Origin of the sequence: Actinomycetospora atypica (assembly GCF_042653685.1) — a bacterium.
Taxonomy (GTDB): domain Bacteria; phylum Actinomycetota; class Actinomycetes; order Mycobacteriales; family Pseudonocardiaceae; genus Actinomycetospora; species Actinomycetospora atypica.
In genome coordinates this window covers 1-20,763 of the sequence record NZ_JBHSIV010000042.1, presented here as the reverse complement: position 1 = coordinate 20,763, position 20,763 = coordinate 1, and the positions used below count along the sequence as shown (strand labels likewise).

Annotated in this window: 19 protein-coding genes and 1 pseudogene; 10 read left to right on the top strand and 10 right to left on the bottom strand. The window is 74.1% G+C overall.

From position 1 onward, the window contains the following. Positions 1 to 23 precede the first annotated feature (23 nt). Positions 24 to 914, top strand: a complete 891-nt coding sequence (locus tag ACFPBZ_RS25790) for a type III pantothenate kinase (RefSeq protein WP_378038977.1) — start codon at positions 24 to 26, stop codon at positions 912 to 914. On the opposite strand, the gene ACFPBZ_RS25785 is transcribed toward ACFPBZ_RS25790, so the two are convergent. Further along, positions 860 to 1,843, bottom strand: coding sequence for a GlxA family transcriptional regulator (locus ACFPBZ_RS25785; protein ID WP_378038976.1), 984 nt, complete (start codon positions 1,841 to 1,843; stop codon positions 860 to 862). The genes ACFPBZ_RS25790 and ACFPBZ_RS25785 overlap by 55 nt on opposite strands. A gap of 162 nt (positions 1,844 to 2,005) precedes the next feature. Between ACFPBZ_RS25785 and ACFPBZ_RS25780 the strand changes: the two genes are divergently transcribed. Beyond that, positions 2,006 to 3,238, top strand: a complete 1,233-nt coding sequence (locus ACFPBZ_RS25780) for an MFS transporter (protein ID WP_378038996.1) — start codon at positions 2,006 to 2,008, stop codon at positions 3,236 to 3,238. On the opposite strand, the gene ACFPBZ_RS25775 is transcribed toward ACFPBZ_RS25780, so the two are convergent. Beyond that, positions 3,198 to 4,676: a helix-turn-helix domain-containing protein gene (locus ACFPBZ_RS25775; protein WP_378038975.1), complete on the bottom strand. Its 1,479-nt coding sequence runs from the start codon at positions 4,674 to 4,676 to the stop codon at positions 3,198 to 3,200. The two genes, ACFPBZ_RS25780 and ACFPBZ_RS25775, sit on opposite strands and share 41 nt — an antisense overlap. A 237-nt stretch (positions 4,677 to 4,913) precedes the next feature. On the opposite strand from ACFPBZ_RS25775, the gene exaC reads away from it, so the two are divergent. The 4 genes from exaC to ACFPBZ_RS25755 all read left to right on the top strand — a co-directional run bounded on the left by exaC (position 4,914) and on the right by ACFPBZ_RS25755 (position 8,175). Then, positions 4,914 to 6,437, top strand: a complete 1,524-nt coding sequence (gene exaC, locus ACFPBZ_RS25770) for an acetaldehyde dehydrogenase ExaC (protein WP_378038974.1) — start codon at positions 4,914 to 4,916, stop codon at positions 6,435 to 6,437. An 83-nt stretch (positions 6,438 to 6,520) separates the two neighbouring features. Further along, a complete protein-coding gene (locus tag ACFPBZ_RS25765) occupies positions 6,521 to 6,913 on the top strand; it encodes a DUF779 domain-containing protein (RefSeq protein ID WP_378038995.1) in 393 nt (130 codons plus the stop codon). Between the two features lie 105 nt (positions 6,914 to 7,018). Next, positions 7,019 to 7,618, top strand: a complete 600-nt coding sequence (locus ACFPBZ_RS25760; RefSeq protein ID WP_378038973.1) for a cysteine hydrolase family protein — start codon at positions 7,019 to 7,021, stop codon at positions 7,616 to 7,618. A 176-nt stretch (positions 7,619 to 7,794) separates the two neighbouring features. Continuing rightward, complete coding sequence (locus tag ACFPBZ_RS25755; RefSeq protein ID WP_378038972.1) at positions 7,795 to 8,175, top strand: histone-like nucleoid-structuring protein Lsr2; 381 nt, start codon at positions 7,795 to 7,797, stop codon at positions 8,173 to 8,175. Positions 8,176 to 8,277: 102 nt separating this feature from the next. Here the strand turns inward: ACFPBZ_RS25755 and ACFPBZ_RS25750 are convergent, their stop codons facing one another. Both ACFPBZ_RS25750 and ACFPBZ_RS25745 read right to left on the bottom strand, forming a co-directional pair. Continuing rightward, on the bottom strand, positions 8,278 to 8,994 hold the full coding sequence (locus ACFPBZ_RS25750; protein WP_378038971.1) for a type 1 glutamine amidotransferase: 717 nt from the start codon (positions 8,992 to 8,994) through the stop codon (positions 8,278 to 8,280). Between the two features lie 7 nt (positions 8,995 to 9,001). Continuing rightward, positions 9,002 to 9,775 (bottom strand): Crp/Fnr family transcriptional regulator, encoded by a 774-nt coding sequence (locus ACFPBZ_RS25745; RefSeq protein ID WP_378038970.1) that lies wholly within the window; start codon positions 9,773 to 9,775, stop codon positions 9,002 to 9,004. Between the two features lie 83 nt (positions 9,776 to 9,858). On the opposite strand from ACFPBZ_RS25745, the gene ACFPBZ_RS25740 reads away from it, so the two are divergent. Further along, positions 9,859 to 11,142 (top strand): M23 family metallopeptidase, encoded by a 1,284-nt coding sequence (locus ACFPBZ_RS25740; protein WP_378038994.1) that lies wholly within the window; start codon positions 9,859 to 9,861, stop codon positions 11,140 to 11,142. Between the two features lie 407 nt (positions 11,143 to 11,549). Next, positions 11,550 to 14,108 carry an ATP-dependent Clp protease ATP-binding subunit gene (locus ACFPBZ_RS25735; protein WP_378038969.1) on the top strand — a complete coding sequence of 853 codons (2,559 nt, stop codon included), beginning with the start codon at positions 11,550 to 11,552 and terminating at the stop codon, positions 14,106 to 14,108. A gap of 125 nt (positions 14,109 to 14,233) precedes the next feature. Here the strand turns inward: ACFPBZ_RS25735 and ACFPBZ_RS25730 are convergent, their stop codons facing one another. From ACFPBZ_RS25730 to ACFPBZ_RS25720, 3 genes are all read right to left on the bottom strand, one after another. Beyond that, entirely contained in the window at positions 14,234 to 15,067 is an 834-nt protein-coding gene (locus ACFPBZ_RS25730) for a DedA family protein (protein ID WP_378038968.1), read from the bottom strand. Between the two features lie 63 nt (positions 15,068 to 15,130). After that, the gene (locus ACFPBZ_RS25725) at positions 15,131 to 16,108 is read right to left on the bottom strand and encodes a helix-turn-helix transcriptional regulator (RefSeq protein ID WP_378038967.1); all 978 of its coding nucleotides are present in this window, start codon (positions 16,106 to 16,108) and stop codon (positions 15,131 to 15,133) included. Positions 16,109 to 16,143: 35 nt separating this feature from the next. Further along, complete coding sequence (locus tag ACFPBZ_RS25720) at positions 16,144 to 17,160, bottom strand: YihY/virulence factor BrkB family protein (protein ID WP_378038966.1); 1,017 nt, start codon at positions 17,158 to 17,160, stop codon at positions 16,144 to 16,146. Positions 17,161 to 17,219: 59 nt separating this feature from the next. Between ACFPBZ_RS25720 and ACFPBZ_RS25715 the strand changes: the two genes are divergently transcribed. Further along, positions 17,220 to 18,278 carry a DNA glycosylase AlkZ-like family protein gene (locus tag ACFPBZ_RS25715; protein WP_378038965.1) on the top strand — a complete coding sequence of 353 codons (1,059 nt, stop codon included), beginning with the start codon at positions 17,220 to 17,222 and terminating at the stop codon, positions 18,276 to 18,278. A gap of 3 nt (positions 18,279 to 18,281) precedes the next feature. Here the strand turns inward: ACFPBZ_RS25715 and ACFPBZ_RS25710 are convergent, their stop codons facing one another. From ACFPBZ_RS25710 to ACFPBZ_RS25700, 3 genes are all read right to left on the bottom strand, one after another. Continuing rightward, positions 18,282 to 19,034: an SIR2 family NAD-dependent protein deacylase gene (locus tag ACFPBZ_RS25710; RefSeq protein WP_378038964.1), complete on the bottom strand. Its 753-nt coding sequence runs from the start codon at positions 19,032 to 19,034 to the stop codon at positions 18,282 to 18,284. An 83-nt stretch (positions 19,035 to 19,117) separates the two neighbouring features. Beyond that, complete coding sequence (locus tag ACFPBZ_RS25705; RefSeq protein WP_179796500.1) at positions 19,118 to 19,438, bottom strand: antibiotic biosynthesis monooxygenase family protein; 321 nt, start codon at positions 19,436 to 19,438, stop codon at positions 19,118 to 19,120. A gap of 9 nt (positions 19,439 to 19,447) precedes the next feature. Next, positions 19,448 to 20,341 carry an HhH-GPD family protein gene (locus ACFPBZ_RS25700; RefSeq protein ID WP_378038963.1) on the bottom strand — a complete coding sequence of 298 codons (894 nt, stop codon included), beginning with the start codon at positions 20,339 to 20,341 and terminating at the stop codon, positions 19,448 to 19,450. 110 nt (positions 20,342 to 20,451) lie between these two features. Here ACFPBZ_RS25700 and ACFPBZ_RS25695 point away from each other — a divergent pair. After that, positions 20,452 to 20,763: pseudogene (locus tag ACFPBZ_RS25695) on the top strand (hypothetical protein); the annotation flags it as partial.

Here is a 20,763-nt window from a genome sequence, read left to right as displayed (position 1 = left end):
GCGGCGCGACGGGGGACGAGGCCGTGCTGCTCTGCATCGACGTCGGCAACACGCAGACGGCGCTCGCGCTCTACCCCTCGGGGTCCGACGACGACGCGGCCGTCGCGTCCCGGTGGGACGCGCGGATCCGGACGGAGCGCCGCGCGACCGCCGACGAGCTCGCGCTCACCGTGCGCGGGATGCTCGGGCCCCTGCTGGCCGAGGTCGACGGGGTCGCGGCGCTCTCGACCGTCCCGGCCCTGCTCCGCGAGCTGCGGGGGATGCTCGACAAGCACTTCGCCGGCGTCGAGCACGTGCTGGTGGAGCCGGGGGTGCGCACCGGTGTGCCGCTGCTGGTCGACAACCCCAAGGAGGTCGGCGCCGACCGCGTGGTGCAGGCGCTCGCCGCACACCAGCGCTTCGGCGGGCCGTGCGTGGTGGTGACCTTCGGGACCTCCACCACGGTCGACGCCGTGTCGGCGGCCGGGGAGTTCCTCGGCGGGGCGATCGCGGCCGGGGTGGCGGTGTCGGCCGACGCGCTGGCGGCGCGGGCGGCGGGGCTGCGCCCGGTGGAGCTGGTGGCGCCGCGCTCGGTGCTCGGCCGCTCGACCGTGGAGGGCATGCAGGTCGGCCTCGTCCTGGGCGCCGCGGCGATGGTCGACGGCCTGGCCCGGCGCCTCGGCGCGGAGATCGCGGCGAAGGACGCCTCGGGGCGCGGGCCGGTGGCCGTCGTGGCGTGCGGCGGGCTCGCCCCCGTGGTGGCGCCGGAGTGCGAGACGGTCACCCACCACGTCCCCGACCTCACGCTGCAGGGGCTGCGGCTGGTCTTCGGCCGGGTGCGGGCGGCGGCGCGGGCCCGGGAGGACCGGCGCCGCACCGGTCAGCCCGCCGAGGGCCGGCCGGTCGAGCCCGGGGCCCGGAAGGCGCGCCGGTAGGACAGCGGCGACAGCCCGACGTCCGCCGCGAGGTGGGCGCGCAGGGACGCCGCGGTCCCCAGCCCGGCCCGGCCCGCCACCTGCTCCACCGGCAGGTCGGTGCCCTCGAGCAGGTGGCGCGCCAGGGCGACCCGCTGCGCGACGAGCCACGCGTGCGGGGAGGTGCCGGTCTCGGCGCGGAACCGGCGCGCGAAGGTGCGCACGCTCATCCGGGCGTGCCCGGCGAGGTCGGCGACGTCGAGCGGGTCCCCGAGGTGCTCGAGTGCCCACGCGCGGGTCGCCGCGGTGGCGCCGTCGCCGCCCTCGGGCAGCGGGCGCTCGATGAACTGCGCCTGCCCGCCGTCGCGCCACGGGGCCACGACGAGGTGCCGGGCCACCTCGTTGGCCACCGCCGCCCCGTGGTCGCCACGCAGCACGTGCAGGCACAGGTCGATGCCGGCGGCGAGGCCCGCGGAGGTGGCGAGGTCGCCCTCGTCGACGAAGAGCACGTCCTCGTCGACCTCGACCCCCGGGTGCAGCCGGCGCAGCTCCGCGGCCCGCGCCCAGTGGGTGGTGGCCCGGCGGCCGTCGAGGCGGCCCGCGGCGGCCAGGACGAAGGCGCCGGTGCAGATCGACATCCACCGCGCGTGCGCCGGCACCGTCGCGAGCGCGGCGTGCACCTCCGGTGGCAGGACGCCGTCGCGCCGGGCGGGGACGTAGTGCGTGCCGGGGACGATCACGGTGTCGGCCGCCGCGAGGGCCTCCGGGCCGTGCTCGAGGTGCAGCGCGTAGCCCGCGGTCGTCGCCACCGGGCCGGGCTCCAGCCCGCACACCCGCACGTCGTAGAGCGGCCGGCCGTCGCGCTCGGCGGTCCCGAGGACCTGCGGCGGGATCGCGAGGTCGAAGCCGACCACCGGGGGCAGGGCGAGCACCGCCACCACGTGCGTCATGGCCGGATTCTTGCACGCCCTGGCGTTCCTGCCACTGGTACGACGAGGCCCGGGGCGGCATCCTCGACGCTCGTGACCGACACGGCCCCGACGACCGCGACGCCCCGGACCCGCACGAGCTGGTGGCCCTGGGCCGTCGCCGCGACCGCGTTCGTGGCCCTCATGGGGGCCGCCGGCTTCCGGTCGGCGCCCGGGGTCCTCATCGCCCCGCTGCACGACGAGTTCGGCTGGTCCACCGCGACGATCTCCACCGCGGTCTCGATCAACCTCGTCCTCTACGGCGTGTTCTCGCCCTTCGCGGCCGCGCTCATGGAGCGCTTCGGGATGCGCCGGGTGGTCTCGGTCGCGTTGCTGCTCGTCGCGGCCGGGAGCGGCCTGACCGTGGTGATGACCCAGGTCTGGCAGCTCATGCTCTTCTGGGGCGTCCTCGTGGGCGTCGGTACCGGGTCGATGGCGCTGGCCTTCGTCGCGACCGTCACCGGGCGCTGGTTCGTCCACCGCCGCGGCCTGGTCAGCGGGGTCCTCACCGCGGCGGGCGCGACCGGGGGACTGGTGTTCCTCCCGCTCATGGCCTCGCTGTCGGAGACCCTGGGCTGGCGGGCGGCGTCGCTGCTCGTGGCGGGCGGCGCCCTCGTCGTCGTGCCGGTGGTGCTGCTGTTCCTGCGCGACCACCCGCGCGACGTGGGGACCGTGGCGCACGGCGCCGACCCCGCCGTTGCCGACGACGCCCCGGCCGTCACCGGCGGCGCGGGCCGGCGGGCGGTCTCCGTGCTCGTCGAGGCGGCCCGGACGCGGACGTTCTGGCTGCTGGCCGGCGGCTTCGCGATCTGCGGGGCGACGACGGTCGGCCTGCTCGGCACCCACTTCGTGCCTGCGGCGCACGACCACGGGATGCCCGCGACCACGGCCGCCGGGCTGCTCGCGGTCGTCGGGGTGTTCGACGTGATCGGGACGATCGCGTCGGGGTGGCTGACCGACCGCTGGGACCCGCGGCGCCTGCTCGCCGTCTACTACGGGCTGCGCGGGGCGTCCCTGCTGGTCCTGCCGCTGCTGCTCGCGCCGACCACGGTGCCCCCGATGTGGGCGTTCATCGTCTTCTACGGGCTGGACTGGGTGGCCACCGTGCCCCCGACGGTCGCGCTGTGCCGGGAGCGCTTCGGGGCGCGCGGGCCGATCGTGTTCGGCTGGGTCTTCGCGTCGCACCAGGTGGGCGCGGCGCTCGCCGCGTTCGGGGCGGGCCTCGTCCGGGACACGACGGGCAGCTACGACGGCGCGTGGTGGGGCGCGGGCGCCCTGTGCGCGATCGCGCTCGTCCTGTCCCTCGCGGTCCGCCGCCACGGGGACGCCGGGGCGGTCAGGGAGGCGGACCCAGCTCCGCGTGCCGTGGGTCGCTGACCGGGAGCAGGTGGCGCAGCCGCTCGACCAGCGCGAGGTCGTCGCGCCCCGCGGGGGTACGGGACAGGGCCCACAGCGCGGCCGTGTCGCCGCCGCGCAGGACGGCGGCGCGCACCCCGACGTCGAGCTCGTCGCGCAGCGCGCGGATGCCGGGGGCGTCGGAGGTCGGCAGGAGTTCGCCGCGCCCGACCAGGGCGGTGTCGGGGACCCGGCCCGCCCGCAGGGCGTCGCGCATCGTCAGGAAGTCGGCGTCGACCCGGGCGTCGATGCGGTAGGGCTGCGGCTTGACCACCCCCGTGCCGTTCGGCACCGCCTCGAGCAGGCCGCGCAGGCGGTGCATCTCGGCCCGGACGGTCACGGGGTTGCCGCGCTCGCCGTAGAGCTCGACCGCGAGGGCGTCGGCGGAGAGCCCTTCGGGGTGCATCGCGAGCAGGGCGAGCAGCTCGGCGTGCCGGGCGCCGAGCCGCACCGGGCGGCCGTCGAGGCGGGCGACGGGGCGCGGGGCCCCGAGGAACGGCAGGGCCAGGGTGCGGGGGACCCGGGTGGTCGAGGGCCGCTCCAGGCGCAGCAGCCAGCCCTCGGCGAGCGGTTCGACGATGCCCTCGCCGTGCTCGGCGAGGCTGACGCGGCCGCCGGAGCCGGGGAGGTCGATGCGGCGGTCGATCCATCCGTGGGGTGTCGCGGCGAGCACGCGGCCCGCGGGGCTGAGCAGGGCGCCGGGGGAGTCGCCGAGGCCCGAGAGGTGCGGGAGGTTGCGCGTCCGCAGGCGTTCGTCGCGGATCGCCTGGCGGGTGGCGAGGTGGTTCTCGGCCAGCCGGGCGGCCGCGGTGACCAGCGCGAGCGTGCTGGGGTGGAAGGTGCGGACCGCGCCGGTGAGGTCGACGGCACCGATGGTCTCGCCCGAGTCGGGGTCGCGGATCGGGGCGGCCGCGCAGGTGAACCGGTGGTACTGCGCGACGAGGTGCTCCGAGGAGTGGATCTGCACGGCCGCACCGGAGGCGAGGGAGGTGCCCATCGCGTTGGTGCCGGCGGAGTCCTCGCTCCAGCGGAAGCCCTCGGCGAGCTCGAGGTCGTCGGCCAGGTGCAGCATCCCGGCCGCGCCCTCGCGCCACAGGATGTGCCCCTGGGCATCGGTGACGATCATGACGTGCATCGCCTCGTCGGCGATCTCGAGCAGCGTGGTGCGCAGGATCGGCAGCACGGGCGCGAGCGGGTGGGCCTCCCGGACGGCGGCGAGCTCGCCGTCGGCGAACACGTGCGCCGGGGCGCCGCGGTCGGGGTCGACGTGGGCGGCGAGCGACCGGCGCCACGACTCGGAGACCACGGTGCGGGGGGCCACCTCGCCGCTGCCGCCGCCGAGCACCGCGTCGCGCACGCGCGCGAGCAGCGCCGCCCGCTCGACCGGGTCGCCCCAGAAGTCGAGACCGGTTCTCGCCATCCACCACCCCGTGGACCTCGCCGCCAGGAGAACATCATCGTGCGCCGGACGGAGAGGTGAGGCAACCCTGACCTACCTGCTCCGGACTGCCCGCAGTTGCGGCAGACGGTCGAAGATCATGACCGCATCTGCGTGCAACTCTGCTGCAACCCCCGAGTCCCTAGCGTCGTGCATCACAGACGCACGCGCAGCGTGAGTCACACCGAGTACGGACAGTGATCCCCTGGAGGACCATCGATGACCACCTACGCGCCCCCCGGGACCGACGGCTCCGTCGTCACCTTCAAGTCCCGCTACGACCACTGGATCGGCGGCGAGTACGTCGCGCCGGTCAAGGGCCAGTACTTCGAGAACCCGACCCCGATCACCGGTCAGAACTTCTGCGAGGTCGCCCGCGGCACCGCCGAGGACGTCGAGAAGGCCCTCGACGCCGCCTGGGCCGCCGCCCCGGCCTGGGGGAAGACCTCGGTCGGTGAGCGCGCCGGCATCCTCAACAAGATGGCCGACCGCATGGAGGCCAACCTCGAGAAGATCGCCATCGCCGAGAGCTGGGAGAACGGGAAGGCCTGCCGCGAGACCCTCGTGGCCGACATCCCCCTCGCGATCGACCACCTGCGCTACTTCGCCGGGGCGATCCGCGCGCAGGAGGGTTCGCTCTCCCAGATCGACGAGGACACGGTCGCCTACCACTTCCACGAGCCGCTGGGCGTCGTCGGGCAGATCATCCCCTGGAACTTCCCGATCCTCATGGCGATCTGGAAGCTGGCCCCGGCCCTGGCCGCCGGCAACGCGGTCGTCCTGAAGCCCGCCGAGCAGACCCCGGCGTCGATCCACGTGCTCATGGACGTCGTCGGCGACCTGCTGCCGGCCGGTGTGCTGAACATCGTCAACGGCTTCGGCGTCGAGGCGGGCAAGCCGCTCGCGTCCTCGCCGCGCATCCGCAAGATCGCCTTCACCGGTGAGACCACCACGGGCCGCCTGATCTCCCAGTACGCCTCGGAGAACCTGATCCCGGTCACGCTGGAGCTCGGCGGCAAGAGCCCCAACGTCTTCTTCGACGACGTCTCCTCGCAGAACGACGCGTTCTACGACAAGGCGCTCGAGGGCTTCGCGATGTTCGCCCTCAACCAGGGCGAGGTCTGCACCTGCCCGTCGCGGGCGCTCATCCAGCAGGGCCACTACGACGAGTTCCTGGCGCAGGCCGTCAAGCGCACCGAGCAGGTCAAGCAGGGCAACCCGCTCGACACCGACACGATGATCGGCGCGCAGGCCTCGAACGACCAGTTCGAGAAGATCCTGTCCTACATCGACATCGGCCGCCAGGAGGGCGCGAAGATCCTCTGCGGCGGCGAGAAGAGCGACCTCGGGGGCGACCTCTCCGGCGGCTACTACATCCAGCCGACGGTGTTCGAGGGCAACAACGCGATGCGCATCTTCCAGGAGGAGATCTTCGGGCCGGTGCTCTCGGTCGCGAAGTTCACCGACTACGCCGACGCCATGTCGATCGCCAACGACACCCTCTACGGCCTCGGGGCCGGCGTGTGGTCGCGCGACAACACCACCGCCTACCGCGCCGGCCGCGACATCCAGGCCGGCCGGGTCTGGGTGAACAACTACCACCAGTACCCGGCCCACGCGGCCTTCGGCGGGTACAAGCAGTCCGGCATCGGGCGTGAGAACCACAAGATGATGCTCGACCACTACCAGCAGACCAAGAACCTGCTGGTCAGCTACTCGCAGAACGCGCAGGGCTTCTTCTGACCGAGGGGTCAGCGCCGGCAGGAGGAGGAGATCGCGTGACCGAGATCGGCACGGACACGGACGTCACCGCGGAGGTGCCGGAGGTGCCCGGCTCGGGGACCACGGCGCGCGTCGCGCTGTCCCCGGCGGCCTCCGAGCTCCTGGTGACGCTCACCGGCATCCACGGTCCGCTGATGTTCCACCAGTCCGGCGGGTGCTGCGACGGCAGTGCGCCGATGTGCTTCCCGGACGGGGAGTTCAAGCTCGGCGGGCAGGACGTCCACCTCGGGGACCTCGAGGTCGAGGGACTGGAGAAGCCGATCGGCTTCCACATGTCGGCGTCGCAGTTCGAGTACTGGAAGCACACGCACCTCACCGTCGACGTCGTCAAGGGGCGCGGCAGCGGGTTCTCGGTCGAGGCGCCCGAGGGCGTCCGGTTCATCATCCGCTCGCGGCTGTTCTCCGACGACGAGTGGCGGGCCCTCGAGGGCGCGTAGCTCCGTCGCACCACCACCGAAGGGCACTTCCGGCCTCGTGCCGGGGGTGCCCTTCGGTGTCTCATCAGGACCTGCTTCATCCGCTGTTCTCGACGAGGAGACCTCATGTCCGAACCCAGCACCACCCTGCGCGAGCTCACCGGCATGCCCGACGTCCCGGCGTCGCTGGCGGAGTCCGCCCTGATCATGATCGACCTGCAGAACACCTACACCCGGGGCGTCATGGCCCTGGAGAACGTCGAGCCGGCCATCGAGGAGGCGGCGCGGCTGCTCGAGCGGGCCCGCTCGGTCGGCGCGACGATCGTGCACGTCCAGCACGACGCCGGTGCCGGCTCGCCCTACGACGTGAACGACGAGATCGGCGCCATCGTCGACGCGGTCGCCCCGCGCGACGGCGAGCACCGCATCGTCAAGAACTTCCCCAACTCCTTCGTCGGGACCGACCTCGACGAGTTCCTGCGCGGGGCCGGGGCGACGAACCTCGTGCTGGCCGGGTTCATGACGCACATGTGCGTCAACTCGACGGCGCGCGGCGCCTTCAACGCCGGCTACGCCCCGACCGTGGTGTCGGCGGCCACCGCGACCCGATCCCTGCCGGGGCCCGACGGGACGGTGCCCGCGACGTCGCTGCAGGCGGCGAGCCTGGCCGCGCTGTCGGACATGTTCGCGGTGGTCGTCCCCGACTCCGCCGCCGTTCCCGACTGACGAATACCTTTCCACTCGTCCCGTCGGGGTGACCGCCCGGATGTGAGATCGAGTGGAACAGCCCACGTGGGTCGACACGGCACCGTGAGCACATTTACGCTCCGCCGCGAACCATTCCGGTTCACGGCGCACCCACGAGTGCGCCGATCAGCGGGGGACGTGGAAGGAATTCACGCGTGGCGCAGAAAGTGGTCGTGACGCTCGTCGACGACCTCGACGAGTCCGAGGCGGACGAGACCGTCGAGTTCGGGATCGACGGGAGCAGCTTCGAGATCGACCTGTCGGACGCGAACGCGGCGAAGCTGCGCGACTCCCTGGCCGACTACATCGGCCACGCGCGGCGATCCGCAGGTCGGCGTCGGTCCACCGGTCGGGGCGCCGCCGCCGCGCCCGCCGCCGCTCCGGCGCGCAAGGGTGGTGGCCGGGCCTCGGTCGACCGGGAGCAGAACCAGGCGATCCGGGAGTGGGCGCGCAAGAACACCGAGTACAACGTCTCCGAACGTGGGCGGATCCCCACCGAGGTCAGCGAGGCGTACCACAAGGCACACAGCAGCTAGTGGTTCGTGGCGGTCGACCTGCTCGACCGCCACGACCGCCGTGCCATTCACTTCCGTTCGGCTCCACGACCGTGAAGAAGAGGTCAAATCCGCATCCGCGGATCAGAGGTCCGCTATTGGTACGCCCCGGGCGGCCTTTCGGTCCACCGCCGCGAACTCCGTCCGGTCCTCACGGATCGTCCCCGACAGGAGGGCGCGCAACAGATCGGGCACCGCTGCCGCGGCATCCGCGGCTTTCTGCGCCGTCTCGGCCCGCAGGTCCCCGACCGCCGGAGCCCCCGGGACCGTGAGCCAGTCGTCGAGCAGCTCCGGGGTCATCTCCGGGTGGAACTGGACGCCCGCGCAGCGCCCGTGACGGAACGCCGCCACGCCGTCGTCATCGGTGGCGAGCACCGTGGCCCCCGGCGGCGGCACGAGCTGGGCGGCGTGCCAGGAGAACCACGGTCCGGCGGCGACGCGGTCGTCGTGCGGCGTCACCTCGCGCCACCCGAGGCGCGGCACCGGCAGCGGGCGGGTGGACCCGCCCAGCATCTCCGCGACGAGCTGGGCGCCGAAGCAGACGCCGAGCACCGCGGCGCCGCCGCGCCGGGCCGCGTCGAGGAAGCGGACCTCGTCGGCCGCCCAGCCCGCGATCCGCTCGCGGGGCCAGGGCGCCCCGAGGGTCACGACGAGGTCGTACGCGGCCGGGTCGGGGAAGCTCACCGCGACGTCGGGGTCGTCGAACCGGTCCTCGCCGACCACGGTGAACCAGGTGACCGGGCCGAGGTCGAGGTGGCCGAGGCCGGCGACGTGGTCGTGGCCGATGACGAGGGTGCGCACGACGGCCTCAGGTCGCGGTCGCGTGCGCCGCCAGGGCCGCGCGGTCGAGCGTCATCCGGCGCCCGCCGGGGTGCAGCACGAGCAGGCCGCGCGCGGCCAGCTCGTGCAGGGCGCCGTTGACGCTCTGGCGGGCGACGCCGAGGCGCTGCGCGAGCAGGGACTGCGGCCCGCGGAGGTCGACGACGTCGCTCCCGGCGGCGAGCTCGAGCAGGAGCGTGGCGACGCGCTGGTCCACGCGGCGCCGCAGCCCGCTGCGCGCGCGGTTCTGCAGCCCGACGATCCGGACGAGGTCCTGCGCGATCGCGAGGAGGGCGTCCGGGCTGGTCCGCAGCGCCCGCAGGGCGGCCGCGGCCGGTACGACGAGGACCGTCGACTCCCGGACGGCCACCGCGTCCTCCGTGCGCGGGGCGGGCCGCAGGACCTCGAAGTAGCCGAACGCGTGCCCCTCGAGGGCCACCCCGAGGTCGATGACGTCCCCCGTCGCGGTGTGCAGGCGCGCGACGACGACACCCCGGCACAGGACGAACATCGCGTCGCCCGGGCCGCCCTCGAGGAAGACCGGTTCGCCGGCCCCGTAGCGCCGGAAGGTCGAGGCGCCGGCGAGCGCCCGGATCGCCCCGTCGTCGAGCTCGCGGAACTGGGGGCACCGGCGCAGGACGTCCTGGACGCGCCCGGTCCGTTCGTCGGTCACCGACACCAGGAATCCCCCGTCCCCCCGCCCGAAGGTCCTCACCCGCCCGGCCCAGCGCAGCTGTCGTCGCGCTGACAGCGCGTCGATCATGCGGCTCCTAGCGTCGGACGTCCACGGACCGGTGCGAATCCGACATCTCCGGACCGTGCCGATCACGGGAGGCCGCGGTGCGGATGTACGGAGGTGGGCGCGCCGCGGTGGTGGGCGCCCTGCTCGTGGTGGTGACGGTCCTCGCGGCCTGCGGCAGCCCCGCTCCGGCGGCCGCGCCCCCGCCGACGACCCCGGCGTCCCCCGCCGACGGGGTGCAGGGGCCGTTCGGTGGGCCGTCCGCCTCGGACGGCGTCCCCGGGGGTGTCTCCGTGTTCACCCCGGTCGCGGCGTCGGTCCTCGACGCCCCGATCCCGGTGCCCGCCACCGACGGCCGTGTGCACCTCGCCTACGAGCTGCAGGTGACCAACATCCTCACCTCGCCGGCGACCGTCGACGCGGTGGAGGTCGTCGGGGACGGCCGGCCGTTGCTGCGGCTCGAGGGCGACGGCCTGGCCGCCTGGATCAAGCCGTTCGGCGGCACCGTGGGGACCCGCGACCTCCAGGGCGGCCAGGGCGGCCTGATCTGGCTGGACGTCTCGCTCGCCCCGACCGATCCCGTGCCCGCCCGCCTCGAGCACCGCCTCACCGTGCGCTTCGCCCAGCCCGACCCGCCGCTGGTGCCGGCGACCCTCGTCGAGCCCGTGGGCGGGGTGGACGTGGACCGGGCGCCGCCGGTGCGGATCTCGCCGCCGCTCGCGGGCGGCGGCTGGGTCGACGGCGACAGCTGCTGCCGGCTGGGTGCGCACCGCGGGGCGGTCAGCCCGATCGACGGCCGCCTGTGGGCGCCGGAGCGGTTCGCCATCGACTACGTCCGGGTGGACGCCTCCGGCCGGATGATGACCGGGGCGCCGACGGACCTGGCCAGCTACCCGTACGTGGGGTCGGACGTCCTGGCCGTCGCCGACGGGCCGGTGGTCGGGCTCGTCAGCGACCTGCCGATGCAGCCGCCCGGGGCGAACCCGAACGGCCTGTCGCTCGCCGAGTACGGCGGCAACCACGTGGTGCAGGACCTCGGCGGCGGGCGCTACGCCTTCTACGCCCACCTGGAACCGGGCAACCCGCTGAACCTCGCGGTCGGCCAGCCGCTGCGCCGCGGGCAGGTGCTCGGGAAGCTCGGCAACTCCGGCAACACGAGTGCCCCGCACCTGCACTTCCACGTGATGGACCGGACCGACCCCCTGGCCGCGAACGGCCTGCCCTTCGAGTTCGACTCGTTCACCCTCGAGGGACGCGTGACCTCCGACGAGTCGATCGTGCAGGGGTCCTCGGGGCCGGTGCCGTTCGGGATCGACCGGGCCGGGGCGGGCCCGCAGACCGGGCGGTCACCGCTCATCCTCGACGTCATGGGCTACCCGGCGCCCTCCTGAACCGGGGACCGAGCGGGTCGGTCGGCAGCATCTGCCGACCGACCCCGGACGTCGCCCGATCCGGGATTACTCCCTCGGCGAACGCCTTCCCGGAACAGCGGTGCAACGGGCATCGTTGGACACGACACGGTGGCCAGCAGGTGGCCGTGCGGGGTGCGCGTCCGCGCTTCCCGGCAGTGGTCGGTCATCGCTGATCGACGTGGACGGACGTGGCTGCCGTCACGGCGCTACACGCCGTGACACCCGGTCTCGTCGCCCACGGCGATTAGGATGGTCGTACGGTGCTCTGCTATCACGCCCCCGCGAGGGCGTGGGAGGGCACCAGCCAGGGTCCGCGGGAGGCCTCACCGCCTAGCGGGAGAGGTGGCCGCGCGGGAGTCCGCCGGCGCAGCAGTCAGGAGTGACGAATGTTCGAGAGGTTCACCGACCGCGCGAGGCGGGTGGTCGTCCTGGCCCAGGAAGAGGCCAGGATGCTCAACCACAACTACATCGGGACCGAGCACATCCTGCTCGGACTGATCCACGAGGGCGAGGGCGTCGCCGCCAAGGCGCTCGAGTCGCTGGGCATCGCCCTGGAGGGTGTGCGCCAGCAGGTCGAGGAGATCATCGGCCAGGGTCAGCAGGCCCCGAGCGGGCACATCCCGTTCACCCCGCGCGCCAAGAAGGTGCTGGAGCTGTCGCTGCGCGAGGCGCTGCAGCTCGGCCACAACTACATCGGCACCGAGCACATCCTGCTCGGGCTGATCCGCGAGGGCGAGGGCGTGGCGGCCCAGGTCCTCGTCAAGCTCGGAGCCGACCTCAACCGCGTGCGCCAGCAGGTGCTGCAGCTGCTCTCGGGCTACCAGGGCAAGGAGCCCGCGGAGTCCGGCGGTCAGCGCGGCGAGGGCACGCCGTCGTCGTCGCTCGTGCTCGACCAGTTCGGTCGCAACCTCACCCAGTCGGCCCGCGAGGGCAAGCTGGACCCGGTCATCGGCCGGGAGAAGGAGATCGAGCGGGTCATGCAGGTCCTCTCCCGGAGGACCAAGAACAACCCCGTCCTCATCGGCGAGCCCGGCGTCGGCAAGACCGCCGTCGTCGAGGGCCTGGCGCAGGCCATCGTCAAGGGCGAGGTGCCCGAGACGCTGAAGGACAAGCAGCTCTACACGCTCGACCTCGGGTCGCTCGTGGCGGGCTCGCGCTACCGCGGTGACTTCGAGGAGCGCCTGAAGAAGGTCCTCAAGGAGATCCGCACCCGCGGCGACATCATCCTGTTCATCGACGAGCTCCACACGCTCGTGGGTGCGGGTGCCGCCGAGGGCGCGATCGACGCCGCGTCGATCCTCAAGCCGATGCTGGCCCGCGGCGAGCTGCAGACCATCGGGGCGACGACCCTCGACGAGTACCGCAAGCACGTCGAGAAGGACGCCGCGCTCGAGCGCCGCTTCCAGCCGATCCAGGTGGGGGAGCCCTCGGTGGCGCACTCCATCGAGATCCTCAAGGGCCTGCGCGACCGGTACGAGGCGCACCACCGCGTCTCGATCACCGACCCGGCGCTGGTCGCGGCGGCCACGCTGGCCGACCGCTACATCAACGACCGGTTCCTGCCCGACAAGGCGATCGACCTGATCGACGAGGCCGGCGCCCGCATGCGCATCCGCCGCATGACCGCGCCGCCGGACCTGCGCGAGTTCGACGAGAAGATCTCCGACGTGCGTCGTGAGAAGGAGTCGGCGATCGACGCGCAGGACTTCGAGAAGGCCGCGCGCCTGCGCGACGAGGAGAAGCAGCTCCTCGGCCAGAAGTCCGAGCGGGAGAAGCAGTGGAAGTCGGGTGACCTCGACGTCGTCGCGGAGGTCGACGACGAGCTGATCGCCGAGGTGCTGGCCAACTGGACCGGCATTCCCGTCTTCAAGCTCACCGAGGAGGAGACCACGCGTCTGCTCCGTATGGAGGACGAGCTCCACAAGCGGATCATCGGGCAGGAGGAGGCCGTGCGTTCGGTCTCCCAGTCCATGCGCCGCACGCGGGCCGGCCTCAAGGACCCGAAGCGTCCGTCGGGGTCGTTCATCTTCGCGGGGCCCTCGGGCGTCGGGAAGACCGAGCTGACCAAGGCGCTCGCCGAGTTCCTGTTCGGTGACGACGACGCGCTCGTCCAGATCGACATGGGCGAGTTCCACGACCGCTACACCGCCTCGCGGCTCTTCGGTGCCCCTCCCGGGTACGTCGGCTACGAGGAGGGCGGCCAGCTCACCGAGAAGGTGCGCCGCAAGCCGTTCTCGGTGGTGCTGTTCGACGAGATCGAGAAGGCCCACTCCGAGGTCTACAACACCCTGCTGCAGGTGCTCGAGGACGGCCGTCTCACCGACGGCCAGGGTCGCGTCGTCGACTTCAAGAACACGGTCATCGTGTTCACCTCGAACCTCGGCACGCAGGACATCTCGAAGGCCGTCGGCCTGGGCTTCCAGTCGGGGTCCGACACGTCGTCGAACTACGAGCGCATGAAGAACAAGGTCACGGACGAGCTGAAGAAGCACTTCCGTCCCGAGTTCCTCAACCGCATCGACGACATCGTCGTGTTCCACCAGCTCACCGAGAACGAGATCGTGCAGATGGTCGACCTGCTGATCGCGCGCACGGAGAAGCAGCTGGCGAACAAGGACATGGCGCTGGAGCTCACCGACCAGGCCAAGAAGCTGCTCGCCCAGCGCGGCTTCGACCCCGTGCTCGGTGCGCGGCCGCTGCGCCGCACGATCCAGCGCGAGATCGAGGACCAGCTCTCGGAGAAGATCCTGTTCGGGGAGATCGAGCCCGGGCAGATCGTGCTGGTCGACGTCGAGGGCTGGGAGGCGGAGGTCGACGACAAGGGCGTCACCAAGCCGGCTCCCGAGTCGGCGAAGTTCACCTTCCGGGGCGAGCCCAAGCCCACCCCGGTGCCCGACACGCCCGAGGTGGCCACGGCCGGCACCTCGGACGCGGCCGAGGGCTGATCCAGCCCTGAGACCACGAACGCCCCGTCCCCCTCGTGGGGGGCGGGGCGTTCGTCGTTCTCCGGGTCCCCCGGTGTGTCAGCGATGGCCCATCGCTGACGCCGGACGTCAGGATCGGGACACGCTCAGGGGGTCGGACGTCCCGGCCCGGCCGCGCCCTGCTGCTTGCGCCCGGCGCGCATCGACACGACCACGATGAGCGCGAGGCTGATCCAGAGCGCGTACTGGTCGATCTTGAGGACGACGTCGACGGCGGTCTGTCCGAGCGAGTAGCCGAGCCACGTGACGAGTCCCGCGATGAGCCCCGCCCCGATCGCGTCGAAGACGAGGAACGCCACCAGCGGGATCCCCGAGAGGCCGGCCAGCAGGAACAGCGGCAGCGAGGGCACCCCGGGCAGGGCGGCCGCGACGACGAGCAGCGCCTTGCCCCACGCCGGCCAGGACTGCACCTTCTCGACGAAGCGCTGGGCGCGGCCGGGCGGGGTGAAGAACCGCACGCCCTTCGCGCCCCACCGGCGGCCGGCCCACCAGAAGAGCCAGTCGAACTTGATCATCCCGAAGACGCCCGCCGCGACCACGAGCCAGACGTCGGTGCCGCCGACCCGCGCGAACGCCGCCGCCGCGCCGATGGCCGAGAGGCTGCCCGTGACCGCGGCCAGGGCGAGGGGGTGCGTGGCCAGCAGGAACGGCCGCACCGGGAGCGACAGCAGCATCACGACGATGATCGTCAGCGTCGAGTAGATGAGGACCTTGTCGGCGCGGGCCATGGGGCTCTCCCACGGCCGCATGTCGCGCCACTGCTGCTTGGCGGCCTCGATCTCCTCGGGGGAGTACTCCTTGCCGAACCACGTCGTCCGCGGCGCGGCCTGGGCCTCGGGCGCCGGCGCATGCTCGGCAGAGGGGGTGGTCGGCCGGGCGGTGCCGTCGGGACCGACCGCCGCCTCGTCGGGATTCGCCACGTGTGCCTCCCCCGGGCCCGGCGGCCGATCCGCCGTCGGAGTGAACCGTAGTGGGTGCGGTGCTCAGGGGGCGTACAGCGACGCCAGCGCCGACACCGCGTCCGCCATCTGCTCGCGCAGCGTCGCCGGCGACACCACCTCCACCTCGGCGCCCAGCCCCAGGAGCTCCGAGCGGGTCGCGGCGATCGACTCCATGGGGATCACCGCGCAGGTCCAGCCCTCGTCGTCGACCGGCCACGTCCGCTCCGCCAGCGCCCGTGCCGTGTGGGGGCGCAGCACCACGGGGGCGAGCTCCATCCCGCACGGGGACAGCCGGACGGAGGCCTCGGCCTGGTAGAGCGTCGCGTCCAGCTCCGAGGTCCGGGCCGTCCAGTAGTGGAAGAGGTCGAACCCCTCGGGCCGCTCGAACCGCCCGTCGAGCGTCTCGAGCTCCAGCACCCGGGTGATCCGGTAGGTGCGGGGGTCGCCCCCGGCGTGCGGCCGCGCCACGAGGTACCAGACGCCGCCCTTGAGGACGATGCCGAGCGGCTCCAGCTCGCGCTCGACCTCGGTGGAACCCCAGCGCAGGTAGCGCACCCGCACCACCCGCTGGTTCCACACGGCGTCGGCGATCCCGGTGAGCGTGGGGACGTGGTCGGCCTCCCGGAACCAGCCGGGCGCGTCGAGGTGGAAGCGCTCGGCGATGCGCCGGGAGCGCTCCGCGAGCTCGTCGGGCAGGGCGGCCTGCACCTTGAGCTGCGCCGCGGCGAGCACCCGGCCGAGGCCGAGCTCGGCGGCCACCGTCGGCATCCCGGCCATGGCGAGCGACTCGGCCTCGTCGGGCGACATCCCGGTCAGCTGGGTGCGGTACCCCTCGAGCAGGGAGTAGCCGCCGTCGGGACCGCGGTCGGCGTACACCGGGACCCCGGAGGCCGACAGGGCGTCCATGTCGCGGTAGATCGTGCGGATCGAGACCTCGAGCTCGTCGGCGAGCTCGCGCGCCGTCATGCGTCCGTGCGTCTGCAGCAGGAGCAGCAGGGAGAGCAGTCGGCTCGCTCGCACGGGGTCAGGTCTACCCCATCACCTGACAGGTTTTGTCACCCACCCACCGGTGCGCGCTCGTCGGGGACCCCGTCGTCGTCGGCGTCGAGGAGCAGCGGGTCCTCGACGCCGCCCCGCACCGCCTCCAGCTGCGCCGACACCGCGATCCCGGCGAGCAGCGCGACACCGGTCGCGAACGCCCAGAGCAGCAGCACCATGATCCCGGCGAGCGGCCCGTAGGTCGCCGAGAACTCCCCGGAGACGGACACGTAGAGCGCGATCGCGCCGGAGGCGACCAGCCACGCGGCCACCGTCAGGCCCGCCCCCAGCCCGAGCCAGGACAGCCCCGGCTGGTGGCGTCGGGGCGCGAACCGGAAGAGCGTCGTCACGGCCACGACGAGCGCCGCGAGGCCCACCGGCCAGCGCACCACGTCCCACACCGTCTCGGTGACGTCGCCCCAGCGGTAGACCTCCTCGATCGCGTCGCCGAACGGGCCGCCGGCGACGATGAGGACGAGCCCGACCCCGAGCGCCACCCCGGCGGTCGCCGTGAGGGCCGCGGCCCGGGTGTACTTGCGCAGGGCCGGTCGGTCGCGCTCCACGCCGTACACGCGGTTGGCCCCGCGCTCGAGCTGCGCGAAGGCGCTCGTCAGGGCCGCGAAGGCGGTGACCAGTCCGAAGCCGACGGCGAGCTCGCCCAGGTTCTCGCTGCGCGGGTCGTCCTCGTCGTCCCCGGCCGGGGCGGACCCGCGGTCGACCACGTCGGCGAGGAGCTGGTCGCCGGTGCCGGGGGAGACCGCGACGACGGTGCGCGCCACGACCTGCGCGACCGACTCGGCGCCGATCACCGACGCGAGCCCGCTGCCCGCGATGATGAGCGGCACGGTCGCGAGCGCCAGCTGCAGGGCGAACGCGCGCGCGTGGCTGAAGCCGTCGCCGTAGCGGAAGCGCAGGAACGACCCCTGCAGCAGCGCGAGGAGGCCGACCCGGCGGGCGGTGTGCCACGCGTCGTCGGCGGAGAGGTCGCCGCCGTGCATGTCCGTGGTCTCGGGTACGGCGCGGACGGAGCTCACGGCGCCATCATGACCGGACCTGACAGGAGGTGTCAGTGGGGGCAGGGCAGGCTGCCCGCATGGACGTCACGCGCAGCGCGGCCCTCGCGTTCCGGATCGCCTCCCAGGGCCTGCGGCGGGAGGGTCCCGACGAGGCCGCGGCCGTGCTCGACCTCGGGGTCCAGCACCACGGCCACTCGGTCGCGCTGGCGACCGCGGCCCGGCTGCCCGACCCGGTCGGCCCGGGCGAGCTCGCCTGGACCCACCGCGGGGCCCCGCACCGGCACACGCCGGGCTCGCTGCAGGAGTGGGCCGCCCGGCTGCGCCCGCTCGACGAGGCCGATGCCGCCGCGCGGCTGAACAAAGCCGTCCCCGAGGCGCTCGTGGCGATCGACCGCACCGCGGCGGCGCTGGCCGAGGTCGTCACCGGGCCGATGACGAAGGGCGAGGTGTCGACGGCGGTGAGCCGGGTGCTGCCGCGGGAGATGCAGCGCGACTGCGCGGGCTGCCACGCGGTCCACGTGCACGAGCAGCTGATGCGCCTCGCCGCCCTGCCCGCCGGCATCACCGTCGACGCCGGCCGCACGATGCTCCTCACCCCGCCGCCCGCGGGCTGGCGGCACTCGGAGGGCCCCGGGACCGTCGAGGCCGTGGCCCGGCTCGTGACGGCTGCGGTGGCGGTGCTCGGGCCCGTCTCCACCGCCGACCTCGGGGGGTGGGTCGGCACCTCGGCCACGACGCTGCGCCCGGCCGTCGAGGCGGCGGACCTCGCGGCGGTCACGGTGGAGGGCCGCCGGGCGTGGGTGACGCCGGACGCGCTCGACCGGCTCGCCGACCCGCCCGCCCCACCCGGGCTGCGGCTGCTGCCGCCGTTCGACCCGCTGCTCTCCGGCCGCGACCGCAAGCTCCTCGTTCCCGACGATGCGCGGCGCCGGCTGCTGTGGCCCGCGCTCGGCCAGCCGGGCGCGGTCCTGGTGGGGACGGAGATCGTCGGGACGTGGCGCCCGTCGGCGTCGGGGACGAAGCTCTCCCTCGCCGTGACGGCGTTCGACGAGCTCCGCCCGGACCTGCTGGACGACGAGGCGGAGCGGGTCGCGGCCGCGCGGGGTCTGCGGCTCGCCGGGGTGACCGTGGCGTAGAGCTCAGCGCCAGGCGTCGGCGAGCCGGGCGTCGAGCGCCTCCAGGGTCTCCCGCGCCCCGGCGGCGATCGCGACGCCGCGCCCGTGCCGGACCTCCGGCTCGCGCACGTTGACCCGCACCAGCCGCCCGGAGGCCGCGCTCGCGAGCTCGGCGTGGCGTCGCACCGTGGGCACGGCGGTACCGGCGCCGAGCTCGATGACGGCGGTGTCCGGGTGGGCCCGCAGCCAGGTCCGGTGCTCGGCGGCGCGTGCCGCGTGGTGCCCCGGCACCCACGACCCGTCGCCGAACATGAGGATGTTCGGCCGGGCGACGGCCCCGCACCGCGGGCACGCCGGCAGCGGCGGCACGGCCCGCATCGTCGCCTCGTCGATCCCGACGACGACGTCGTCGGCCGACCACGTGCCGTCGTGGCAGGGGACGGAGCACTGCAGCGCGCCGATCGCGCCGTGGCACTCGGTCACGGCCTCCGGAGCGAACCCGGCGGCCTGAAACGCTCCGTCGACGTTCGAGGTGAACACCCGCGTGGGCAGGCGCCGCGACCAGCCGAGCAGCACCCCGAAGCCGGCGTGCGGCGTCGTCGCGCGGTAGAGCGCGAGCCGGTGGCCGTAGAAGCCCCAGGCGAGCTCGGGATCGTCGTCGAAGTGCGCCGGGTCGGCCAGCTCCTCGAACCGCAGCCCGAGCCGCCGGTAGGGCGGGTAGGCGCGCCAGAAGCCCTCGGGGCCGCGGAAGTCGGGCAGCCCCGAATCGACGCCCATCCCGGCGCCGGCGGCGACGACCAGGGCCGCCGCCCCGCGCAGGAGGTCGGCGGCCCGGTCGAGCTCCTCGGCCGTCGGTGCGGTCAGGACTCCCCGCCGGGCTTGCCGACCGAGAGGACCACCTCGAACTCCATGAGGTCGGCGCCCGAGGACACCGGCTGCTTGCGCTCCCCGGCGTGCGCGGCGGCCGCGGCGCCGCCGTCGCGCCAGTTGACGAACGCCTCCTCGGTCTCCCAGCGGGTGTAGACGAAGTAGCGGTCGTCCCCGGCGGTGGGGCGGAGCAGCTCGTAGCCCAGGAAGCCCGGGGTGTCCTTGATCGACTCCCCGCGGGCGGCGAAACGGCGCTCCAGCTCCTCGCCGTTGCCCTCGGGGACCTTGATGGCATTGATCTTCACGACGGACATGACTCCACCCTACGACGAGTCGTCGGACTCCCCGGGGAGCGCGAAACGACCGTCGGCGAGCTGCTCGACGAGGCCGTCGACGAGCAGCGAGTCGAGGCAGCGGGCGCGCTGGGCGGGGTCGGTGAGCCACGCGGCCTCGAGGGCGTCGGGGCCGACGGGGCCGGGGGCGCCCCGCAGGACGTCGAGCAGTCGGCCGCGGACCTGCCGGTCGGTGCCCGCCCAGCGCTGGGCCCTGCGCACCGGCCCGTCCCACGCGGGTCGGCCCGCGTGCTGCCAGGCGCAGAGGTCGAGGACCGGGCAGTCGGTGCAGCGGGGGCCGCGGGCCACGCACACGGTCGCGCCGAGCTCCATCAGGGCGGCCGACGTGCGGGCGGCGGCGTCCTCGTCGGGCGGCAGCAGCGCCTCGGTGTCGGGCAGGTCGCGGGCGGCGGCGTCGCCCGCCTCGGCGCGCCCGTGCACGGCCCGGGCGACCACCCGCCGGACGTTCGTGTCGACCACCGGGCAGCGGCGCCCGTAGGCGAAGGCGGCGACCGCGCGGGCGGTGTAGGCGCCGATGCCGGGGAGCGCGAGCAGGGTCGGGACGTCGTCGGGGACGACGTCGCCGTGCTCCTCGGCGATCACGGCGGCGGCGGCCTGCAGGCGCAGGGCCCGGCGCGGGTAGCCGAGCCGGCCCCAGGCGCGCAGCACGTCGGCGGTGGACGCCGCGGCGAGGTCGGAGGGCCGCGGCCAGCGGACCAGCCACTCGCGCCAGAGCGGGTCGACCCGCGCGACCGGGGTCTGCTGCAGCATGATCTCGCTGACCAGCACACCCCATCCGGTGACGTCCGGGGCGCGCCACGGCAGGTCGCGGGCGTGGGCGGCGTACCACGGCAGGAGCCGGTCCGAGAGGGCGTGCGCGGTCATCGCCGGAAATCCTGCCCCGCGCGGGACGCCACTCCCCGCTCGGGTGAGTTCGGGGAACGGCGCGGCGCGGGACGGTCGCACTGTGCGACACAGCTTCTACCGTCCGTCACATGCTGGAGCCGGTGGGACCGCTCCCGCCGTCGGTGTACTGGCGGCGGCGGGCCGTGGCGACGATCGCCGTGGTGCTCGTCCTGGCCTGCCTGATCTGGGCCCTCTCGGCGGCGCTGTCCGCCGACGACGGCGTCGAGGCCGCGCCCGCCCCGGCTCCCGCGACGAACACCGCGCCCCCCTCGCCCGTCGCCTCCCGCAGCGCGCTCGCCGTCCCGCCCGGCGGCGACCCCGCGCTCCCCGGCACCCCGGGCTGGGGACCGGTCGGCATGGGCACGCCCGCCCCGCTGCGCCCCGGCGACGGCCCGACCGGG

Bases quoted from the DNA above. Each gene is read 5' to 3' on its own strand.
- ACFPBZ_RS25700 (WP_378038963.1), bottom strand. From the start codon at position 20,341: ATGACCGCGCACGCCCTCTCGGACCGGCTCCTGCCGTGGTACGCCGCC.
- ACFPBZ_RS25740 (WP_378038994.1), top strand. From the start codon at position 9,859: ATGTACGGAGGTGGGCGCGCCGCGGTGGTGGGCGCCCTGCTCGTGGTG.
- ACFPBZ_RS25715 (WP_378038965.1), top strand. From the start codon at position 17,220: ATGGACGTCACGCGCAGCGCGGCCCTCGCGTTCCGGATCGCCTCCCAG.
- ACFPBZ_RS25775 (WP_378038975.1), bottom strand. From the start codon at position 4,676: ATGGCGAGAACCGGTCTCGACTTCTGGGGCGACCCGGTCGAGCGGGCG.
- ACFPBZ_RS25760 (WP_378038973.1), top strand. From the start codon at position 7,019: ATGTCCGAACCCAGCACCACCCTGCGCGAGCTCACCGGCATGCCCGAC.
- ACFPBZ_RS25710 (WP_378038964.1), bottom strand. From the start codon at position 19,034: ATGGGCGTCGATTCGGGGCTGCCCGACTTCCGCGGCCCCGAGGGCTTC.
- ACFPBZ_RS25735 (WP_378038969.1), top strand. From the start codon at position 11,550: ATGTTCGAGAGGTTCACCGACCGCGCGAGGCGGGTGGTCGTCCTGGCC.
- ACFPBZ_RS25780 (WP_378038996.1), top strand. From the start codon at position 2,006: ATGGGGGCCGCCGGCTTCCGGTCGGCGCCCGGGGTCCTCATCGCCCCG.
- ACFPBZ_RS25745 (WP_378038970.1), bottom strand. From the start codon at position 9,775: ATGATCGACGCGCTGTCAGCGCGACGACAGCTGCGCTGGGCCGGGCGG.
- ACFPBZ_RS25785 (WP_378038976.1), bottom strand. From the start codon at position 1,843: ATGACGCACGTGGTGGCGGTGCTCGCCCTGCCCCCGGTGGTCGGCTTC.
- ACFPBZ_RS25705 (WP_179796500.1), bottom strand. From the start codon at position 19,438: ATGTCCGTCGTGAAGATCAATGCCATCAAGGTCCCCGAGGGCAACGGC.
- exaC (WP_378038974.1), top strand. From the start codon at position 4,914: ATGACCACCTACGCGCCCCCCGGGACCGACGGCTCCGTCGTCACCTTC.